This is a genomic window from Streptomyces sp. NPDC017056, assembly GCF_044332485.1.
Lineage (GTDB): Bacteria > Actinomycetota > Actinomycetes > Streptomycetales > Streptomycetaceae > Streptomyces.
The window spans coordinates 60491-78643 of sequence record NZ_JBIRPD010000004.1 but is presented as its reverse complement, the minus strand read 5'-3'; the positions used below and the strand labels follow the sequence as shown (position 1 = coordinate 78643).

At 75.0% G+C, this 18153-nt stretch carries 15 protein-coding genes; 9 read left to right on the top strand and 6 right to left on the bottom strand.

Annotated elements, in window-relative coordinates; all coding sequences use genetic code 11:
* Positions 1 to 7: 7 nt before the first annotated feature.
* Positions 8 to 1570, top strand: a complete 1563-nt coding sequence (locus tag ACH4OW_RS08820) for an NAD(P)/FAD-dependent oxidoreductase (protein ID WP_398026119.1) — start codon at positions 8 to 10, stop codon at positions 1568 to 1570.
* A 30-nt stretch (positions 1571 to 1600) separates the two neighbouring features.
* Here the strand turns inward: ACH4OW_RS08820 and ACH4OW_RS08815 are convergent, their stop codons facing one another.
* The gene (locus ACH4OW_RS08815) at positions 1601 to 2836 is read right to left on the bottom strand and encodes a hypothetical protein (protein WP_398026117.1); all 1236 of its coding nucleotides are present in this window, start codon (positions 2834 to 2836) and stop codon (positions 1601 to 1603) included.
* A 290-nt stretch (positions 2837 to 3126) separates the two neighbouring features.
* Here ACH4OW_RS08815 and ACH4OW_RS08810 point away from each other — a divergent pair, with 290 nt between their 5' ends.
* From ACH4OW_RS08810 to ACH4OW_RS08785, 6 genes are all read left to right on the top strand, one after another.
* Positions 3127 to 4341 (top strand): MBL fold metallo-hydrolase, encoded by a 1215-nt coding sequence (locus ACH4OW_RS08810; protein ID WP_398026115.1) that lies wholly within the window; start codon positions 3127 to 3129, stop codon positions 4339 to 4341.
* Between the two features lie 155 nt (positions 4342 to 4496).
* Entirely contained in the window at positions 4497 to 6551 is a 2055-nt protein-coding gene (locus tag ACH4OW_RS08805) for a sensor histidine kinase (protein WP_398026113.1), read from the top strand.
* Complete coding sequence (locus tag ACH4OW_RS08800; RefSeq protein WP_360140607.1) at positions 6541 to 6990, top strand: roadblock/LC7 domain-containing protein; 450 nt, start codon at positions 6541 to 6543, stop codon at positions 6988 to 6990. The genes ACH4OW_RS08805 and ACH4OW_RS08800 overlap by 11 nt, the downstream gene beginning before the upstream one ends.
* A gap of 2 nt (positions 6991 to 6992) precedes the next feature.
* Positions 6993 to 7403, top strand: coding sequence for a DUF742 domain-containing protein (locus ACH4OW_RS08795; RefSeq protein WP_360140604.1), 411 nt, complete (start codon positions 6993 to 6995; stop codon positions 7401 to 7403).
* Positions 7381 to 8034 (top strand): ATP/GTP-binding protein, encoded by a 654-nt coding sequence (locus ACH4OW_RS08790; RefSeq protein ID WP_360140601.1) that lies wholly within the window; start codon positions 7381 to 7383, stop codon positions 8032 to 8034. Before ACH4OW_RS08795 ends, ACH4OW_RS08790 begins: the two co-directional genes overlap by 23 nt.
* Positions 8031 to 8639, top strand: a complete 609-nt coding sequence (locus ACH4OW_RS08785) for a GAF domain-containing protein (RefSeq protein WP_360140598.1) — start codon at positions 8031 to 8033, stop codon at positions 8637 to 8639. The genes ACH4OW_RS08790 and ACH4OW_RS08785 overlap by 4 nt, the downstream gene beginning before the upstream one ends.
* 22 nt (positions 8640 to 8661) lie before the next feature.
* Here the strand turns inward: ACH4OW_RS08785 and ACH4OW_RS08780 are convergent, their stop codons facing one another.
* Complete coding sequence (locus ACH4OW_RS08780) at positions 8662 to 9945, bottom strand: acyl-CoA dehydrogenase family protein (RefSeq protein ID WP_398026110.1); 1284 nt, start codon at positions 9943 to 9945, stop codon at positions 8662 to 8664.
* Between the two features lie 388 nt (positions 9946 to 10333).
* Between ACH4OW_RS08780 and ACH4OW_RS08775 the strand changes: the two genes are divergently transcribed.
* Positions 10334 to 11533, top strand: a complete 1200-nt coding sequence (locus ACH4OW_RS08775) for a Gfo/Idh/MocA family protein (protein ID WP_398026108.1) — start codon at positions 10334 to 10336, stop codon at positions 11531 to 11533.
* A gap of 46 nt (positions 11534 to 11579) precedes the next feature.
* Here ACH4OW_RS08775 and ACH4OW_RS08770 read toward each other — a convergent pair whose 3' ends face one another.
* From ACH4OW_RS08770 to ACH4OW_RS08760, 3 genes are all read right to left on the bottom strand, one after another.
* Entirely contained in the window at positions 11580 to 14822 is a 3243-nt protein-coding gene (locus tag ACH4OW_RS08770) for an amidohydrolase family protein (protein ID WP_398026106.1), read from the bottom strand.
* A gap of 317 nt (positions 14823 to 15139) precedes the next feature.
* Positions 15140 to 15430 carry a DUF3817 domain-containing protein gene (locus ACH4OW_RS08765; RefSeq protein ID WP_398026104.1) on the bottom strand — a complete coding sequence of 97 codons (291 nt, stop codon included), beginning with the start codon at positions 15428 to 15430 and terminating at the stop codon, positions 15140 to 15142.
* Positions 15427 to 15948, bottom strand: a complete 522-nt coding sequence (locus ACH4OW_RS08760; protein ID WP_398026102.1) for a hypothetical protein — start codon at positions 15946 to 15948, stop codon at positions 15427 to 15429. The genes ACH4OW_RS08765 and ACH4OW_RS08760 overlap by 4 nt, the downstream gene beginning before the upstream one ends.
* A 278-nt stretch (positions 15949 to 16226) precedes the next feature.
* Here ACH4OW_RS08760 and ACH4OW_RS08755 point away from each other — a divergent pair, with 278 nt between their 5' ends.
* On the top strand, positions 16227 to 17225 hold the full coding sequence (locus ACH4OW_RS08755; RefSeq protein ID WP_398026100.1) for a GlxA family transcriptional regulator: 999 nt from the start codon (positions 16227 to 16229) through the stop codon (positions 17223 to 17225).
* Here the strand turns inward: ACH4OW_RS08755 and ACH4OW_RS08750 are convergent.
* On the bottom strand, positions 17215 to 18117 hold the full coding sequence (locus ACH4OW_RS08750; RefSeq protein ID WP_360140577.1) for a transketolase: 903 nt from the start codon (positions 18115 to 18117) through the stop codon (positions 17215 to 17217). The two genes, ACH4OW_RS08755 and ACH4OW_RS08750, sit on opposite strands and share 11 nt — an antisense overlap.
* Positions 18118 to 18153: the final 36 nt, after the last annotated feature.

Sequence of the window (18153 nt, the reverse complement as noted above, 5' to 3'; positions counted from 1 at the left end):
GCGGAAGATGCCGGGGCAGGCTGCCGGAACGGCGGGGGAGCGGCACGCGGTCGTCATCGGCGGCGGGCTCGCCGGGATGCTCGCGGTCACCGCCCTGCTCGGGCACGTGGACGCCGTCACCGTGGTCGAACGCGACCGCTACCCGGCCGGCCGTACCTTCCGTAAGGGCGTACCGCAGGCCCGCCACCTGCACGTCTTCCTCAGCGGCGGCCAACGCGCCCTGGAAGAACTGCTGCCCGGCACGGTGCAGGCCCTCACCGACGCCGGGGCCCGCACCCTCTACCTGCCGCGCGACCTGGTCACCCGCACCGCCGTGGGCTGGCAGCTCCGCTTCGACGAGCGGCGCCACTCGTGCCTGTCCGCCACCCGCCCGGTGATCGACAGCGTCGTACGGGAACGCGCCCTCCAGGCCGCGGCCGGGTCCGCGACCCGGCTGGAGGTGCTGGAGGCGACCGAGGCGGTCGGCCTGACCGGCGACGCCGGCCGGGTCACCGGGGTACGGGTACGGACGCGCGTCGGCCACGGCGACGGGGAACCGGCCGGCGAGGGCGCGGACGGGCGGGACATCGCCGCCGCGCTCGTCGTCGACGCCTCCGGACGCACCTCCAAGGCCCCGCAGTGGTTCGCCGGGCTGGGCCGTGCCGCCCCGCGGGAAGAGACCGTCGACGCCGGGATCGCGTACGCCACCCGGATCTTCCGGCCCACCGGCCCGGCCGGCGCCCCGGACGCCGGCGCCAACATCCCCGCCTGGCCGGGCAGCCCGCGCGGCGCCGTGTACGTACCGGTCGAGGACGGCAAGTGGCTGCTGACCGCCGCCGGGATCCGCGGCCACCACCCGCCGACCGACGGCCAGGGGTTCGCCGACTTCACCGCGACCGTCGGCGACCCGTACATCCACGGCCTGCTCCCGTACGTCGAACCGGTCTCGCCCGTGCACGGCTTCCGGGACACCTCCAACCGCCGCCGCCACTACGAGCGGCCTGGCGCCGTGCCCGAGGGCTTCGTCGTCCTGGGGGACGCCAACTGCACCTTCAACCCCATCTACGGGCAGGGCATGTCGGTGGCCGCGCTCGGCGCCAGGGCGCTGCGCCGGGTCCTGGAGTCCGGCGGCCTGCGGCCGGGTCTCGCGGGCGAGGCGCAGCGCGCGGTGGCCCGCGCCGCCGACGCCGCCTGGGTCACGGCGGTCGGCGCCGACCGCCCCTACGCGAGCGGGCCCGGGGCCCGGGCGAGCCTCCGCGAGCGGCTGGCCGGCCGGTACATGCGCCGGCTCACCGAGCGCGCCGTCACCGACCCCGTCGTCGGCGCCGTCCTCCGCGACGTCCTGTGCCTCACCGCCCCGCCGTCCCGCCTGATGGCCCCGCGCATGGTCCTGCGCACCCTCCTGCTGCCGCGGGGGGGGGGGGGCCGCGCCCCCCCCCCCCCCCCCCCCCCCCCGCCCCGGGGGGGCCCCCCGCCCCGCCCCGCCCGCGGGCCGCCCCCGGGCGGGGGCGCGCCCCCCCGCGGGGGGCGGCGGGGGGGGGGCCCCGGCCCCCCCCCCGCGACCGTCGAGCCGCTGCGCCGGGCGGCCTGACCGTACGGGCCGGCGCGGCGCCGGCCCGCGTCACTGACCGCCGCCGGGCAGGAACAGGCTGATCACGCCGGTGGCCAGGGGCGCCAGGATGCCGAACGCCGGGGCCAGCACCTTCGGCAGGGAAACGTTCAGGCGGAGAAAGGCCACCAGCCGGGCCCGGCGCTCGACCCACTCCTCGGTCAGCTCGTCGGCCTCCGGGATGCGGACCGTCGCCTCCACCAGACGGCCCGCGACCGACCGCCACAGCACCACGACCGGCATGAAGACCAGGGCGAACATCACGCTGAAGAACGCCCCGTAGAGCAGCACGGAAGAGGCGGGGAAGGCATGCTGCGACATGCCGTGGGCGAGCAGGGCGTTGCGCAGCGCGCCCGCGTCGACCACCGCCGTCGAAATGATCAGGCTGCCGCCGGTCAGGAAGCGCAGCGCGTCCCGCCACGCCCGGTCCAGCTCGCGCAGCGCGCCCACCGGCGGCAGGACGTCCGGCTCGGTGGGCAGCCGCCGACTCAGCCGCAGCAGCCGGCACTGTACGTCCCACAGGCCCACCGCCCCGGGGACCGCCGCCAGCATCCCGAGGACGAGCAGCAGCGGCATGCGCCACCACAGCCCGTCGAGGGGCACGGGCGTCGTGCCGGGCGGCATGAAGAAGCGCAGCACCCCGAAGACGGCGCCCATCAACAGGAACGCCCCTGCCAGCAGCACCCCGACGGCCCAGGGCGCGGGCCGGTCCACCGGGTGCCGCCAGCGCTGGCGCACCGCGTACGCCATCGCGTAGGCCACCGCCACGTACAGCGCGATCGAGGCGCCGACCAGGGCGCTCCACAGGTCGAACTCCAGCAGCGAGGTGAAGGAGCGGGCCTCGGGCGTCTCGGCGGCCCGGAACCGGCCGACGAAGCCGGTGCCGAACGCGGCGACCGCCAGCAGGCCGAGCGTGACGCCCAGGGGCGCGGCCACCAGGCGTACCCCGGGCCGGGACAGGTGGGGCGCCGCGCGCGCCACGGGCGGTGGCGGGGCGGCCTGCCCGGTGGGTGGCCCCGGGAGCGAGCGGGCCGGGCCCGTGGGTGGCCTGGGTTCCGCGGCGTTGGTGTGGTCTTTGAGGTTCTTCGTGTCCGTGAGGCCCGCGGGGTTCTGTACGTCGGCGAGGCCCGTGTTGGCTCCGGGGCCGGCGAGGTCGGCGGTGTTGGTGAGAGGTGTGGCCTCCTGGCCCGCACCGCCCGGGGCGTCTTCGTGTTCCGGCGGCTGGGCCGGCGGCCGGGTCTGGCTCATGGCACGACGGTAGGCCCGTACCACCCCAGCGCACAGCGGCCGGGGAGCGGCCGCGCGGCTTCCGTACCGGGCCGCTACGGAAGCCGGACCGCACCGTTACGCGCCACGGCGGAATGCCGCGCTCCCGCGCGTGGTTCGCGACGGAAGGGGAAGGCGTGTCGTGTCCGGGTGCCGGAGCAGCCGCTGCCGCGAGCCCGGGCGGGCCGGCGGGCCGGAACTCGCCGCCGCGCCGGTCCGTTCCCCTCGCGGTGACCCGATCACCGTGTGACCGCCTCGACCATGGAGGTGCCGTGCCCGGCTACCGACCCCGACGTGAGACCCCGGCCGCCCCGAGCCCCGCGGGACGGTTCGCGCTGCGCCGCCCCGCCGCCTTCGGCGCCCTGCCCACCGGGGAGCGGCTGGCGCGAATACGGCGGTCCCCGCAGTTCGTCGACGGTCAGTTCCGCAACCCGGTGCCGACCAGACAGCTGCTCCAGGGCTCCGCCCTGCCCATGGCCCGTACGCAGCTGAACCGCGAGGGCCGGCTGCGCCGGATGCCGGTCGGCCGGATACCCGTGCACCGCCCGACCGCGGCGGACTGGGGCGAGCCGCCCGCCTCCGGGCTGCGGCTGACGTGGCTGGGGCACTCCACCGTGCTCGCCGAGATCGACGGGCGGCGGGTGCTCTTCGACCCGGTGTGGGGCGAGCGCTGCTCGCCGCTGGCCTGGGCCGGGCCCCGGCGCCTGCACCCGGTGCCGGTCGCCCTCGGCGAACTGGGCCGGGTCGACGCCGTGGTGATCTCGCACGACCACTACGACCACCTGGACATGCCGACGGTCCGGGCGCTGGCCCGTACGGACACCCGGTTCTTCGTGCCGCTCGGCGTCGGTGCCGACCTCGAACTGTGGGGCGTGCCGGCGGAGCGGATCACCGAACTGGACTGGCACGAGTCGGCGGAGGCGGGCGGGCTGACGCTCACCGCCACACCCGCGCAGCACTTCTGCGGGCGCGGGCTGCGCGGCCCGCAGCACACCCTGTGGGCGTCGTGGGTGGTGAAGGGGCCCGGCCACCGGATCTGCCACAGCGGCGACACCGGCTACTTCCCCGGCTTCGCGCGGATCGGCGCGGAGCACGGCCCGTTCGACGCGACGATGGTCCAGATCGGCGCCTACAGCGAGTTCTGGCCGGACGTCCACATGACGCCGGAGGAAGGGATGCGCGCCCACCTGGACCTCCAGGGCGGAGAGCCGGGCGGGCTGCTGCTGCCCATCCACTGGGGGACGTTCAACCTGGCGCCGCACCCGTGGGCCGAGCCGGTGGAACGGACGGTCGCGGCGGCGCGCGCGGCGGGCGCGAAGGTGGCCGCGCCCCTGCCCGGCAAGCCCTTCGAGCCGGCCGACGAGCAGATCGTGGACCCGTGGTGGCGTGCGGTGGCCCTGCCGCCTGTGCACGGCTGGCCGTCCTGGGCGGTGGCGCGCGACGCCCGGGCGGGCGCCGCGGAGGAGGTCACAACGGCCGCCGGGTGAACGGCTGTTCGTAAAGAAGCGCACTGCCGTGCGAGGGATCCCCTCGGGGGAAGGTGGCGCGGGGTGGCGAAACCCCGAAGTGCGTCCGTGACCCACCCCCGCAACAACTAGCGTGCGTGCTCCGCGACTGCCGACGGCCGATCCGGAGGGCGCTGATGCCTGCTGCATTCCCCCAGGGGACCCCTGCCACCCAGGAGACCGAGGGTCCCCTGGGGCCCCACGGTTCCCGGGGGACGGAGCCCGCTCCCGCGGCCACGCGGCGGCGGGACCGGGAGGGCGGGCGGCACGGCCGGGCCGCGTTCCCCGAGTCGGCCGCCGACTCGGCCATAAGGTCCCGCCTGGTGCGGCTCGCCACCGTGCCCTGCCTCCTGGTGGCCGCCACCTGCTCGGCCGCCGTCGTCTTCATCGTACGGGTCGGCGGCGCCGAACTGGCCGGGCGCGAGTGGGCCGTACTGCTCGGCGCCTGCGCCCTGGTCTGCGGCGTCGTGACGGCCGCCGCCACGGCGGCCACCGGCGAGGCACGCGCCGCCGTGGCCCGCTACGCCAGGCTGCGCCAGGTGTGCGCCCGCAGCCAGCACGACCTGTACGACCTGCTGCACCGGGTCCGGCAGGGCGAATGGCTCCCGCAGCGCGCGGCCGAACCGGCCGCGCCGCCCTCCGGCGACACCCTCGACCTGCTCGCCCACGAGGTGGCCGCGGCGGGCCGGGCGGCCGAGGCCGCGGTCGTCGACGCGGTGGCCATCGCCCGCAGCAACGCCAGCGGCAGCGAACAGAAGGTCGAGGTCTTCGTCAACCTCGCCCGGCGCCTGCAGTCCCTGGTGCACCGCGAGATCGAGCTGCTGGACGAGCTGGAGAACCAGGTCGAGGACCCCGACCTGCTCAAGGGCCTGTTCCACGTCGACCACCTCGCCACCCGCATCCGCCGGCACGCCGAGAACCTCGCCGTCCTCGGCGGCGCCATCTCGCGCCGCCAGTGGAGCCGCCCGGTCACCATGACCGAGGTGCTGCGCTCCTCCATCGCCGAGGTCGAGCAGTACCCGCGGATCAAGCTGGTGCCGCCCATCGAGGGCACGCTGCGCGGCCACGCCGTCGCCGACGTCATCCACCTCCTCGCCGAACTCGTCGAGAACGCCACCGTCTACTCCTCCCCGCACACGCACGTCCTGCTGCGCGCGCAACTGGTCACGGCCGGCCTCGCCGTCGAGGTCGAGGACCGCGGCCTGGGCATGTCCCCGGCGGAGCAGACCCGGATGAACGGGCTGCTCGCCGACCCCGAACACGTCGACGTGGCCGAGCTGCTGAGCGACGGGCGCATCGGGCTCTTCGTGGTCTCCTCGCTCGCGCGGCGGCACGGCATCGTGGTCCGCCTCCAGACCAACATCTACGGCGGGGTGCAGGCCGTCCTCGTCATGCCCAAGGGGCTGCTCGGCGCGGAACCCGAGCAGGGCCAGGGCGGCGAGCAGTACGTGGACGCGGGAGACATCGTCCTCCCGGACGCGCCCCCGGCCCCGCGCTCCGTCGGCGCGGGCCCCGCTGCCCCCGCCGGCCACCACGCCGCGTACGACGACGGCTTCGCTGAGCCCGCCGAGCCGCGCGAACGCCCCCCGCACCGGCGGCTCGTACGGACCTCGCACGGCGCGCCGGTGGCCGGGGGCGGCGACGGGTCGTACCCGCCCGACATCGGGTACGGCAACGGAGCCTGGCCCAGCGCGGCCGACACCCCGCACGCCGGCACGCCCGCCGTGCAGGCCCGCGCGGAGACCGCCGACGGCCGGCACCCGACCGGCACACACCGGGCCCCCGCCCCCACGCCGGACCCCCTCGCCCCCGAGAACCACGGCACGGACCCGCACCCGGCGGCGCCGCCCGTGCCCGGCGCCGCTCCCGGCCCCGTCCTGCTGCCCCCCGCGCCGCCCGCCGTCCCGGACGACGGCGCCCGGCCGCGCCTCCCGCGCCGCCGCAAGCAGGAGCACCTCGTGCCCCAGCTGCGCGGCGACCCGATCCTGCCCTCCGCGCGCCGCGACGGCGCGCCCGAACCCGAGCACGACCCCGGCCTGATGGCCGCGTTCCGGCGCGGCCTCAGCCTCGCCGACGACAGCTACGACCGTCACGGCGACCACGACGGTTACGACAGTTACCGCGCCGGCGCCGACGCCGGCCACGACAGGCCCGAACCCGGCCGAGGAGACGACCGCAACCATGGTGAGTGACGTGCACGCACAGGCGCATGCGCACCTGCAGGGAGGCCGGCAGACCGACCTCTCCTGGCTGCTGACCGGACTCGTGAACCGCGTACCGCACGCGACGAGCGCGCTTCTGCTGTCCTCCGACGGCCTGGTCAAGGCGGCCCACGGGTTCGACCCGGACAGCGCCGACCACCTGGCCGCCCTCTCCTCCGGCCTGTACTCCCTGGCCCGCAGCGCCGGGGTGCGCTTCGGCAACGGCGACGACGTGCTCCAGGTCGTCGTCGAGCTGGAGTCGACGTTCCTGTTCGTCTCCACCGCGGGGTCCGGCGCGTGCCTGGCCGTGCTGGCCGGCCGGGAGGCCGACGTGGCGGTGCTCGGCTACGAGATGGGCATGCTGGTCAAGAGCGTACGGCCGTACCTGGCGACGCCGGTACGGCAGCAGGCGCCGGCGGGCGGTCGCTGACCGTGGGGGTACGGCGCCGCCGCAGGGCGGGCCGCGAGATCCCGTGGCTGGACGACGAGGCCGGCCGCCTCGTCCGCCCGTACACGGTCAGCAACGGCCGTACCCGCCCGACCGCGCACTTCGACCTGCTGACCATGGTGATAGCCACCGGCAAGCGCCCCGTCACCTGCCAGGGCCCCGACTACGCGCAGGTGCTGGGGCTGTGCGGCGGCCCGGTGTCGGTCGCCGAGATCGCGGCGCACATACACCTGCCCGCCGTGGTGACCAAGGTCCTGCTGGCCGACCTCGTCGACTGCGGGGCGCTCGCCGCCCGCGCCCCCGTGCCGGTGTCCGCCTGCGGGTCAGGCCCCCCGAACCGTACCGACCGAGCCCTGCTGGAGGCGGTGTTGCATGGACTACGCAAACGGCTCTGACGTCCCGTCCGCCGACGCCCGGCCCCCGGCCGCCGCCGGCTCGTCCGCCGGCTTCGCCGCCGATCCCTTCCCGCTGGCGCTCAAGATCCTGGTGGCCGGCGGCTTCGGCGTCGGCAAGACGACCTTCGTCGGGGCGGTCAGCGAGATCGAACCGCTGAGCACGGAGGAACTGCTCACCCAGATCAGCGTGGGCACGGACGACCTGGCGGGCGTCGAGGACAAGAACACCACCACCGTCGCCATGGACTTCGGCCGGATCACCCTCGGCCGCGAGCACATCCTCTACCTCTTCGGCACCCCGGGGCAGGAACGCTTCTGGTTCATGTGGGACGAGCTGTCCAACGGGGCGCTCGGCGCCGTCATCCTCGCCGACACCCGCCGCCTGGACCAGTGCTTCGCCGCCGTCGACTTCTTCGAGCGGCGCGGCATCGCGTTCGTCGTCGCGGTCAACGAGTTCGACGGCTCGTACCACTACACCCCGGACGAGGTGCGCGCCGCCATAGACCTCGCCCCCGTCACCCCGGTCGTGCTCTGCGACGCGCGCCAGTGCAGCTCGTCCACCCACGTCCTGGTCTCGCTCGTCCAGCATCTGCTCACCCCCGCCCTCGCCGCCACCCCGGAGCTCCCGTGACCCGTCCCGCCCCGCGCGTGTCGTACGCCTCCTACGACCCCACGCGCCACTTGCTGCTCACCCCGGAGGACCACGAGGCCCCGGCGCGCGTCGCCCGGCTCCGCGCCCTGGGCATCGGCGAGGCGCCGCTGCCCGCCTTCGACGACTTCGCGCGCAAGCTGGCCCGTACCACCAGGGCGCCGTACGCCATGGTCAACTTCATCGACGAGCACCGGCAGTACTTCGCCGGCCTCTACACGCCCGGCGGCGAGCAGGCGCCCGTCGAACTGGGGCCCGCGCCGCCGAGCGCCCAGCCGGGCCGGGTGATGGCCCGCGACCACGGCTACTGCCCGCACGTCATCGTCCGCCGCAAGGCGCTCGTCCTGGAGGACGTCTGCGACTACCCGCGCTTCGCGGGCAACCCCGTCGTGGACGAGATCGGCATCCGCTCCTACCTCGGCGCCCCGCTCATCGACCGTACGGGCATGGCGCTCGGCACGGTCTGCGTGGTGGACCTCGAACGCCGCCCGTGGGGGCGCGAGGGGCTGGAGACCATCAAGTCGATGGCCGCCGAACTCGTCGAGCAGATCCACCGGATGGAACGTGAGCACACCGAGGAGCTGTGAACGGCGCGCGTGCCCCGCCGCCCTACCCGGTCGGCCGCAACTCCGCCCGCTCCCGCAGGACAGAGCCGTGCCGGCCGGCCGGGGCGGACTCCGGCACCCCGCCCGCGCCGTCCTCCGCCGGTTCCTTGCGCACCAGGTCCGACAGCCGGCTGGACCACTCGCCCTTGGCCGTGCCGAGGGCCAGCTCGCCCAGGCGCAGCAGCTGGACGTCGGAGGTGCCCGCCGGGGCGAAGATGTGGTGCGCGTCGCGCAGGTAGCGCTCCACCGGCCGGTCGGTGAACAGGCCGCAGGCGGCGTGGATGTCCATCGCGTCGCGCGCCGACTCCAGCGCCGTCTCGACGTTGACCAGCTTGGCGTTCATCAGCTCCGCGTCGCAGGGCGCGCCCTGGTCGAGCAGGTGGACGGCGTGGTAGGCGGCCAGCCTGGCGGTCAGCAGCCGCGACTGGATCCGGCCGAGCTTGATCTTGATGTTGCCGAGCGCGGAGAGGGGTTTGCCGTAACGTTCCCGCTCGGTGCAGAACCGCGCGGTCTCGTCCAGCACGGCCTGGTGGATGCCGAGCGAGACCGCGGTCAGGTTCGGGCGCCCGTACAGCACGCTGGAGGAGTACGCGACGGACAGCCCGTCGCCCTCCCGGCCCAGCAGGTTCGCCGCCGGCACCCGGCAGTCGTCGAAGAACAGCTCGCCGAAGCCGAAGCCGTGCAGCCCCATCGCCGGCCGCTGCCCGCCGACGCGCAGACCGGGGCTGCCCGCCTCCACCAGGAAGGCCGACAGGCCCGCCGGCCCCTCCGACGTCCGCATCACGACGCCGTGCAGATCGCCGACGTGGCTGTTGCCGACGTAGATCTTGCGCCCGTTGAGGACGTAGTCGCCGCCGTCCCGGACCGCCGTACCCGTCATGCCGAGCACATGGCCGCCCGACTGCGGCTCGGTGACCGCGATGGTCGGCAGGCAGTCGCCCGAGGCGATGGCAGGCAGCCAGGTCTTCTTCTGCTCCTCGGTGCCGAAGTGGATGATTTTCGCGGCGCCGAGCTGGGACGCCTGCACCATGGCGCCCATGGCGCCGCTCACCCGCGCCAGCTCCTCGATGATCAGGGTCTTGGCCAGGTGCCCCGCCCCCATACCGCCGTAGGCGCGGTGCACCGTCGCGCCGATCCAGCCCTGCCGGGCGATCAGGCGCGACAGGTCGTGGCAGACGGTGCGGGCCGCCTCCATCTCGGCTATCCGGGGCCGGACCTCGCGCTCGGCGAACTCCCGTACCCGGCGCCGGAGTGCTTCGTGCCGCTGGTCGGTGAAGTAGCGATGCAAGACGAGTCCTCCTCCGCTGAACGCCCCCGTGCTGTGCTGCTCCCTGCCTCGCCGGACGGCGCACTCCCGGCGCGCGCCGCCGGTCGCCATGGCCGTCGTCCCAGGCCGTTCCGGACCGTCGTCGGTTGTTTACCGCGTGCAATACCCGTTGGCATACCTGCTGCACGACGCACAAAACATCAACTCCGTGCATTTATGCGACGAGTAGGAGCGCGCGGGATACGTTCACCACCCCCGTGGTCTACGGTGCCGGGACGACGTCCGGCGGTGTTCCCACGGGGTGGCGGGGGGAGGCGTGTTTGCTGCGGCACGCGGCCGTCACCGCCCCGCCGTTCCCAGGTCCCGTACCCCGCCGACCTTGGAGTCCGTCAGCCTGTGGAGGCACCTCATGACCGACGATCTACGCCTGGGAGTCATCGGCTTCGGCCTGCGCGGCGACCTCGCGCGCACCGCCCACCGGCCGGGATACGGCGCCCGGGTAGCCGCGGTGGCCGACACCGACCCGGACGCGTTGGCGTACGCCACCCGCCGCTTCCCCGACGCCGAGACGTTCACCGACCACCGCGCGCTGCTGCGCCACCCGGGCCTCGACGCGCTGCTCGTCCTGACACCCGACCACACGCACGCGGACCTCGCGTGCCAGGCCCTCCGCGCGGGCAGGCCCGTCTTCGTCGAGAAGCCGCTGGCGACCAGCATCGAGGACTGCGACGCCATACTGCGCACCGCTTTCGAGACCGGCACCCGCCTGTACGTCGGCCACAACATGCGCCACATGCCCGTCATCCGGCTGATGCGGGAACTGATCACGCGCGGTGACATCGGCCGGGTGAAAACCGTGTGGGTCCGCCATTTCGTCGGGCACGGCGGCGACTACTACTTCAAGGACTGGCACGCCGAGCGGCGGCACACCAACGGACTGCTGCTCCAGAAGGGCGCCCACGACCTGGACGCGCTGCACTGGCTCGCGAACGGCTACGCGCGCCAGGTGCAGGCGCTGGGCGACCTGATGGTCTACGCCGATCCCGGCCTGCGGCGGGCGCCCGGCGAGGCCCGGCCGCAGGACTGGCTGGAGCACGCCGAGCACTGGCCGCCGGGCAGCCAGCGCGGGCTGAACCCGGAGATCGACGTCGAGGACGTCTCCCTGGTCAACATGCGCCTGGACAACGGGGTGCTGGCCGCGTACCAGCAGTGCCACTTCAGCCCCGACTACTGGCGCAACTACACCGTCATCGGCGACGCGGGCCGCCTGGAGAACTTCGGCGACGGGCCGGGCGGCTCGGTACGGGTGTGGAACAGCCGCCAGTCCGGTTACCGCGCCGACGCCGACGCCGTGTACGAGCTGCCGGCCGGGGGAACGGACGACGAGGCGGGGCACGGCGGCGCCGACCCGCTGCTGGTGGACGAGTTCCTGCGGTTCGTCCGGCACGGCGGGCGCACCGACACCTCGCCGGTCGCGGCCCGGATGGCGGTGGCGGCGGGCGACCGGGCCACCGCCTCGCTCCGCGACGGCGGCACCCCGCGCGAGGTGCCGGCCCTGGACCCGGTGCTGGCCGGCTACTTCGAGCGGGGCCAGACGAAAGAGGGGTGAGGCGCGCGGGAGGGCGCCGGGCCGCGCCGCCCTCCCGCCCCGGTGCTCAGTCCGCCGGTCCGCAGCAGGAGTCGCGCCGGTGCTGCCGCCCCACCTCCAGCCAGTCCACGTCGCCCGCACCGGCCGTGGCCGCGCGGGCCGCCGGCGCGGGGAAGGCCGCCACCAGGTCCCGCTGCTCGTACAGCCGCCCGCCCCTGAGCACCGCGGCCGTACGGACGAGGGAGTCGAAGTCGGTGAACGGGTCGCCGTCCACGATCACCAGGTCGGCCAGCTTGCCTTCCTCCAGCGTGCCGAGGTCCCGGTCGGCGCCGAAGACGCGGGCGGGGAGGGCGGTGGCGGTCCGCAGGGCCTGCGCCGCGGTGAACCCGTAGCGGTGCAGGGCGCGCAGCGCCAGGTGCAGGTGCAGCCCGATCGGCGTCAGCGGCTGGTCCGTGCCCAGGGCGACGAGGCCGCCGCCGCTCAGCACCCGCCGGTAGACGCCGATTTCGGTCCGTAGGTCGCCCAGCTGCGCGGGAGTGGGCCGGTGGCCCGCGTTCTCCCGCGTCAGCGCGGCGTCCCACGGCGGCATCAGGACGGTCACCCGGTCGTCGTCGGCGAGGCCGGGGTCGGCGCCCAGCAGTACGGAGGCGGTGAAGGGCGTGGCGACGAGGTGGAAGTCCGTACCGGTATAGACCTCTTCCACGTCCTGGTAGGCGCGGCCGGTGGCGGAGACGGCGTGGCCGAACTCCAGGCGCTGCGTCGCCTGCAGGTGGGTGGTCAGGTCCTGGCCGAGCTGTACGCCGGGCGTCAGCAGGTGGCTGCCGGACCGCACCCCCAGCCGCTGGTGTGCGAAGCGCGCGGCCTCTTCCATGATCCAGCCCGGGGCCCGTACGTACGTCTTGACGAAGTCCCAGTCCAGCGCGGCGCCCCGCTCCAGCGACCGGCGCAGGCCCTCGCGCGTGCCGTGGGCGCGGCCCATGCTGTACGCGACGCGGCTGCCGTCCAGCAGCTCGCCGCAGGACAGCAGCCGCGGCCCGGCGAGGGTGCCGGCGGCGATGGATTCCCGGATGCGGGCCTGCTCGTAGGAGAAGCCGCCGAAAGAGACGGCGGTGGTGATGCCGTAGGCGAGCTGGAGCGCGGTCTGCCGGCCGCCGTACGTCGTCTGCCAGGGGTGGGTGTGCGAGTCCCACAGCCCGGGGATCACCGTGCGCGCGGAGGCGTCGACGCGGCGGGCGGCACGGCGGCCCGAAGCGCGGGCGTGCGGCTCGACGGCGGCGATCCGGCCGTTGCGCACCACCACGTCGACGTCCTCGCGTACCTCGTCGCCGGTGCCGTCCCAGAAACGGCCCGCGTGGACGACCGTGTCCGGGGCCCGGGTGCCGCGGTGGTCGAGCGCGACCCGGACCGTACGGGCCGGGCCGCCGTCCACGCCGGTCAGCCGCAGGCGGCCGGCCGAGAGATAGAGCAGGGTGCGGGAGTCGCCGGACCAGGACGGGTGGTCGGCGCTCTCGTCGGTCAGCCGGCGCGGCGCGCCGTCGGGGGTGCCGTCCGGCCGTACCGGCAGCACCCACAGCGCGGATTCGGCGATCAGCGCCATCCACCGGCCGTCCGGCGACCAGACGGGGCCCGAGTCGTAGCGGTCGGCAATCGACGTGAGGCCGTGCCCGGGGTCCGGGGCGTGCAGCCGGTCCTTGCCGGTGTGCGTGTCGACGACCCGGATGAGGTTGTAGCCCTCGCGGAAGCGGCGGTTGAGCCGGTTGCGGTCGCAGAACGCCAGGTAGCGACCGTCCGGCGACCAGCTCGGGCGCCCCGGTACGCCGCCCGCGCCCAGCGGCGCCGCGGCCACCGTCTCCGTGCCCGCGGCCAGGTCGCGTACGACGAGGTTGCCCGACATGTCGATCGCGGCGAGCCGCCCGCCGTCCGGGGACAGGGCCGGCTGGACGCGGCCCCCGGCGGCGAGCACCGTCTCCTCGCCGGTCGCCAGGTCGTGCCGGCGGACCGCGAAGAGCCCGTCGCGGTCGTCGGCGTACAGCAGGGACCGGCCGTCGCGGGACCAGCTCGGGCCGAGGACGTAGCGGGTGGCGTCCGCGCGGACCAGCCGCCGGGGTTTGCCGCCGGACACCGGGGCCAGCCAGACCGCGTTCAGCGCGGCGAAGGCCACCCGGCGGCCGTCGGGGGAGAGGGCGGGCAGGTGCACCCCGCGCACCGGCCGGACGCCGGTGCGCTCGAAGCCGTAGTCCTTGACCTCGTAGCGGGGCCGCCGCAGCGGCAGTTCGGCGGTGAAGTCGATGGTCTCCGCGGCGTCCGGAGCGGCGGGCCGCAGCACCGTGAACCGGCCGTCGACGGTCAGCAGCAGCTCCTCGCGCGAGATCCAGCGCGGCGGTACGGGCAGCACGTCACCGTCGACCGGGACCACGGCGCCGTCCACGACCAGGGCGCAGGTGGCGCCGGGACGTTCGGTGGTCCGCAGGTAGGCGAGCCGGGCGGCGCCGCCCTTCGCGGCGGGCGCCAGGGCCGGGACGAGGGCCTGGGTGCCGGCGGCGGCGGTGCGCTCGGTGACGACCTCGCCGCTGCCGTCGGCCCGTACGGACGCGATGGTACGGCTGTCCAGGGCGGTGCCCGCGAGCGCGCCGCGCACGAACCACAGGCGCTCGCCGTCCGGCGACCAGGTGGGGTCGAAATCCTCCCACGCGCCGCCCTGATGGGGGCCCTGCTGCCCCGGAAGCCCGGTGACACGGGTCAGCTTCCGCGTCCGTACGTCCAGCACCCAGATCCGGTACGGACTGCCCGCCACCGGATCACCGCCCCGCTCGGACGCGAAGGCGATCCGGGTGCCGTCCGGCGACCAGGCCGGGCCGCGGTCGTCCCAGGGGCCGTCGGTCAGCTGCCGCAGCCCGGAGCCGTCGGGGCGCAGCGTCCAGATGTGGAAGCCGCCGCCGCGGTAGGCGCAGACGGCGAGGCGGCTGCCGTCGGGCGAGAAGACGGGCCGGGTGGGCTCCAGGTCGGGCGGGGTCAGCGCGCGGGCCTCGCCGCCGTCGCGCGGCACGGACCACAGGACGTTCTGGACCTCGGCGACCAGGGGGCCGCCGGCCGGTGAGAGTGTGGCGGCGCCGTTCGTCGCGGCGGTGAAGGAGAGGGCCGGCTGGCCGGCGCCGGCCGCGTGTGCCGTACCGGCGAGCGGCCCCGGCAGGGCGGCCAGGCCGGTCACCGCGGCTGCGGATGCCGTGCCCTGCAGGAATCTGCGGCGGGAGAATGGGCGTGGGGGAAGTGCGGGCCGGGAAGCGCCCTCTGGTCTTTCCGTGGTGTCCAACGGTCCTCCAGCGATGGCAGGTTGCCCGGGTCGTGGCGGCGGCGGGCCGCTTGATCGTGCCACGGGCTGCCGGTCCCGGGTCAACACCCGGAGGGTGCGTCCTCCTGGCGTGTCTCCTGCTTTTCGGAAGAAGTGGGGGAAGAACCGCGGCAGCGGCCGTGCGCGGGCCCGCCCACGGCGCGGTCGAACACGCCCGTAAATACGACCGGTTCGCGCGCTTCTTGCCCGGACGCGGCTGTGCGGTGACCGCACCGGCTTCGCGCGGCTCTCCCGCGACGCCGCCGAAGCGGGTGCGAAGCCGCAGGTCCGGGCCGTTGTCAGTGGGTGCGGCTAACGTCGTCGTACTGGAGGTGAAGCGCCAGGCGTCGCAGGGCCAGTAGGCCGCCGATGCCCGGCAGCAGGGCCAGGCCGACGGCGGCGGCGGTGCGCCGTGGGTCGCGGGCGGTGGCCACGACGGTGAAGAGGTAGGCGCAGCCGTGCAGCGGGCCCATGAGGGAGGAGACGGCGGGCAGGTGCGCGGTGGCGAGGTTGGCCAGCATCACGACGAGGGAGGCGAGTTCGACGGCGGCGGCGGTGCGCAGGGGCGTCCAGGTGCGGTGCACGGTCACGCTCCCGTGGTGGAGCCGGGACGGATGATCATGAGGACGGTCACGACGGCCCAGAGCAGGTTGAAGACGCCGGTGAGCATGCCCAGCCGCGCGACGGCGCGGGGGACCACCGGGGTGCCGGTGGTAGTGCCGGTGCCGGGCCCGGTGTCGGAGCCCGTACCGGTTCGGGCACCGCTGTTGTCGAGCTGGGCGAGCAACTCCTCCTGGCCGGGCAGGACGAGCAGCGCGAGGACGCCGGCCGCGGCGGCGGTCAGCACGATCGAGACGATCAGCCACGCGTCGGAGAGAACGCCGAGGCTGCCGGCGGTGGCGAAGCCGAAGACCGGGACGGCCAGTCCGACGGCGGCGTAGGCCCGGCAGATGCGGTGCAGCAGCCGGACGGAGGCCAGGGCGGCGGCGTCCGGCCCGGCCGCCTGGGCGCGGCGTACCGCCGGGGGGAACATGCTGGCTGCCACGGTCACCGGACCGATGGCGACGATGGCCGCCAGGACGTGCACGGCGAGCAGGAATTTCGTCACGTGTCCGCTCCGTGCTCCGGTTCGGGCACGACGACGTCCGGCGGATCGTAGCCGCTGATCGGGACGGACTCCATGCGCATCGGTGCTGCTCCTTCGCCGCGTACTGCGTATTCGGGATCTTGCGGCGTCAGGTTAGGGCGGCGGGCACGGCGTGCCCCATGGGCTGAACCGACAATGTCCAACGGGTTCCCGCCAACCCGTGCGGGCTGGGAAGTTGCCCGCCACACCCCTGTGACCTGCCTGGATGCGGATGGCGGTAGCTCGTCTACCGTGTCTCCATGCATACGGTGGCGGTACTGGCCCTGGACCATGTGGTGGCGGCCGACATGGCGACCCCGATCGAGGTGTTCGGGCGTGCCCGGCTGGCCGACGGGCGCCGCCCGTACCGGGTCCGGGTCTGCGCTTCGCAGCCGCAGGTGGTCAGCGAGACCTTCACGCTCACCGCCCCGTACGGCCTGGAGGCGCTGCGGGAGGCGGACACGGTCGTCGTGCCGGGGTGTTCGGAGCACGCCGCCCCTCCCGGCGAGGAGGTGCTCGACGAGCTGCGCGCGGCAGCGGCGGCCGGCACCCGGATCGTGTCCGTCTGCACGGGAGCGTTCATCCTCGCGGCGGCCGGCCTGCTGGACGGGCTGCGGGCGACCACGCACTGGATCGCGGCCGGCCGGCTGGCCGAGCTGTACCCGCTGGTCGACGTGCGGCCGGACGTGCTGTACGTGGACAACGGTCAGATCCTGACCTCGGCGGGCGCCTCCGCCGCGCTGGACCTGTGCCTGCACGTCGTCCGGCGGGACTTCGGCTCGGCGGTCGCCGCGGACTCGGCCCGGCTGGCGGTGACGCCGCTGGAACGGGAGGGCGGGCAGGCGCAGTTCATCGTGCACGCCCTGCCGCCGGTGCCCCGGGGGTCGCTGCTGGAGCCGGTGCTGTCGTGGATCGAGGACAACCTCGCGCAGGAGGTGACCCTCGCGGAGCTGGCCGCGCGCTGCGGCCTGAGCGAGCGGACTTTCAGCCGCCGCTTCCGGGAGCAGACGGGCACCACGCCGTTGCAGTGGCTGCTGCGGGCCCGGGTGCGGCGGGCGCAGTTCCTGCTGGAGACCACCGGCCACGGCGTCGAGCGGATCGCCGCGCAGGCCGGTTTCGGTTCGCCGACCGCGTTCAGGGAGCGGTTCAAGCGCGTCGTCGGGGTGACTCCGCAGACGTACCGTGCCACCTTCCGTGCGGGCGCCGACGGCTCCGGGGAGCGAGCCGTCGGCGCCACCGTCACCGCCGTCACCGGGTGAGAAAGCCGGTGATCCGCTCGCGGAGCGACCGCGGGTCCAGGCCCTGGCCTGCGAGGTGTTCCTCAAGCTGCCCATAGCGGCGCAGTTCCCGGCGCCCGACGCCGAGGCCCAGGACGCGGTGCGGCACGTCGCCGAGCGCGTCGTTGGCGTGCCGGGTCGAGGTGCCCTCGTGGTACGGCTCGACGAGCACCACGTCGGCCGCCGCGGCCCCCGCCACCGCGGCGCGCAGTGCCGCGCCGTCGAAGGGCCGTACGGTCGTCGCGTACAGCACGGTCACGTCCAGGCCCTCGGTGGCGGCGAGCACGTTGTCCAGCATGGGACCGACCGCCACCACGACACCGCCGCGGCCCTCGCGCAGCGTCAGGAACCGGGCTCCGTCCACGGGGCGCGGCGCCTCGTTGCTCTGGACGGACAGCCGTACGTAGACCTTGTCGTCACCGGCCGCGGCGGCGTGGCGCAGCAGCGTCTCGGCCTCGTCGGGGTGGCCCGGTACGTGCATGGTCCAGCCGTCCAGGCTGTCCAGCAGGGCGATGTCGCCCGGCGCCATGTGGGTGAACCCGCCGGCCGGCCAGTCGTACGATCCGGCGGCGCTGACCAGCACTCCGCCGGTGTCCTGGTGCCCGAAGTCCAGCTTCAGCTGCTCGAAGGGGCGCTCCACCAGGAAGCTGGCGAAGGTGTGCATGACGGGCCGCAGCCCGGTGAGGGCGAGGCCGCCGCCCACGCCGACGAGGAGCTGTTCTCTGATGCCGACGTTCACCACCCGCCGGGGGTGGCGTTCTTGTGCGGTCCGGAAGCCGTCCGCGCCGATGTCGGCGAGCACGACCGCCAGCCGCGGGTCCTCGTCGAGCAGCTGGCCGGTGACCGAGGCGAAACGTTCACGCATGGTGTCCATCAGGGTGCATCCCTTCACAGGTTGGCGGAGTGGGTG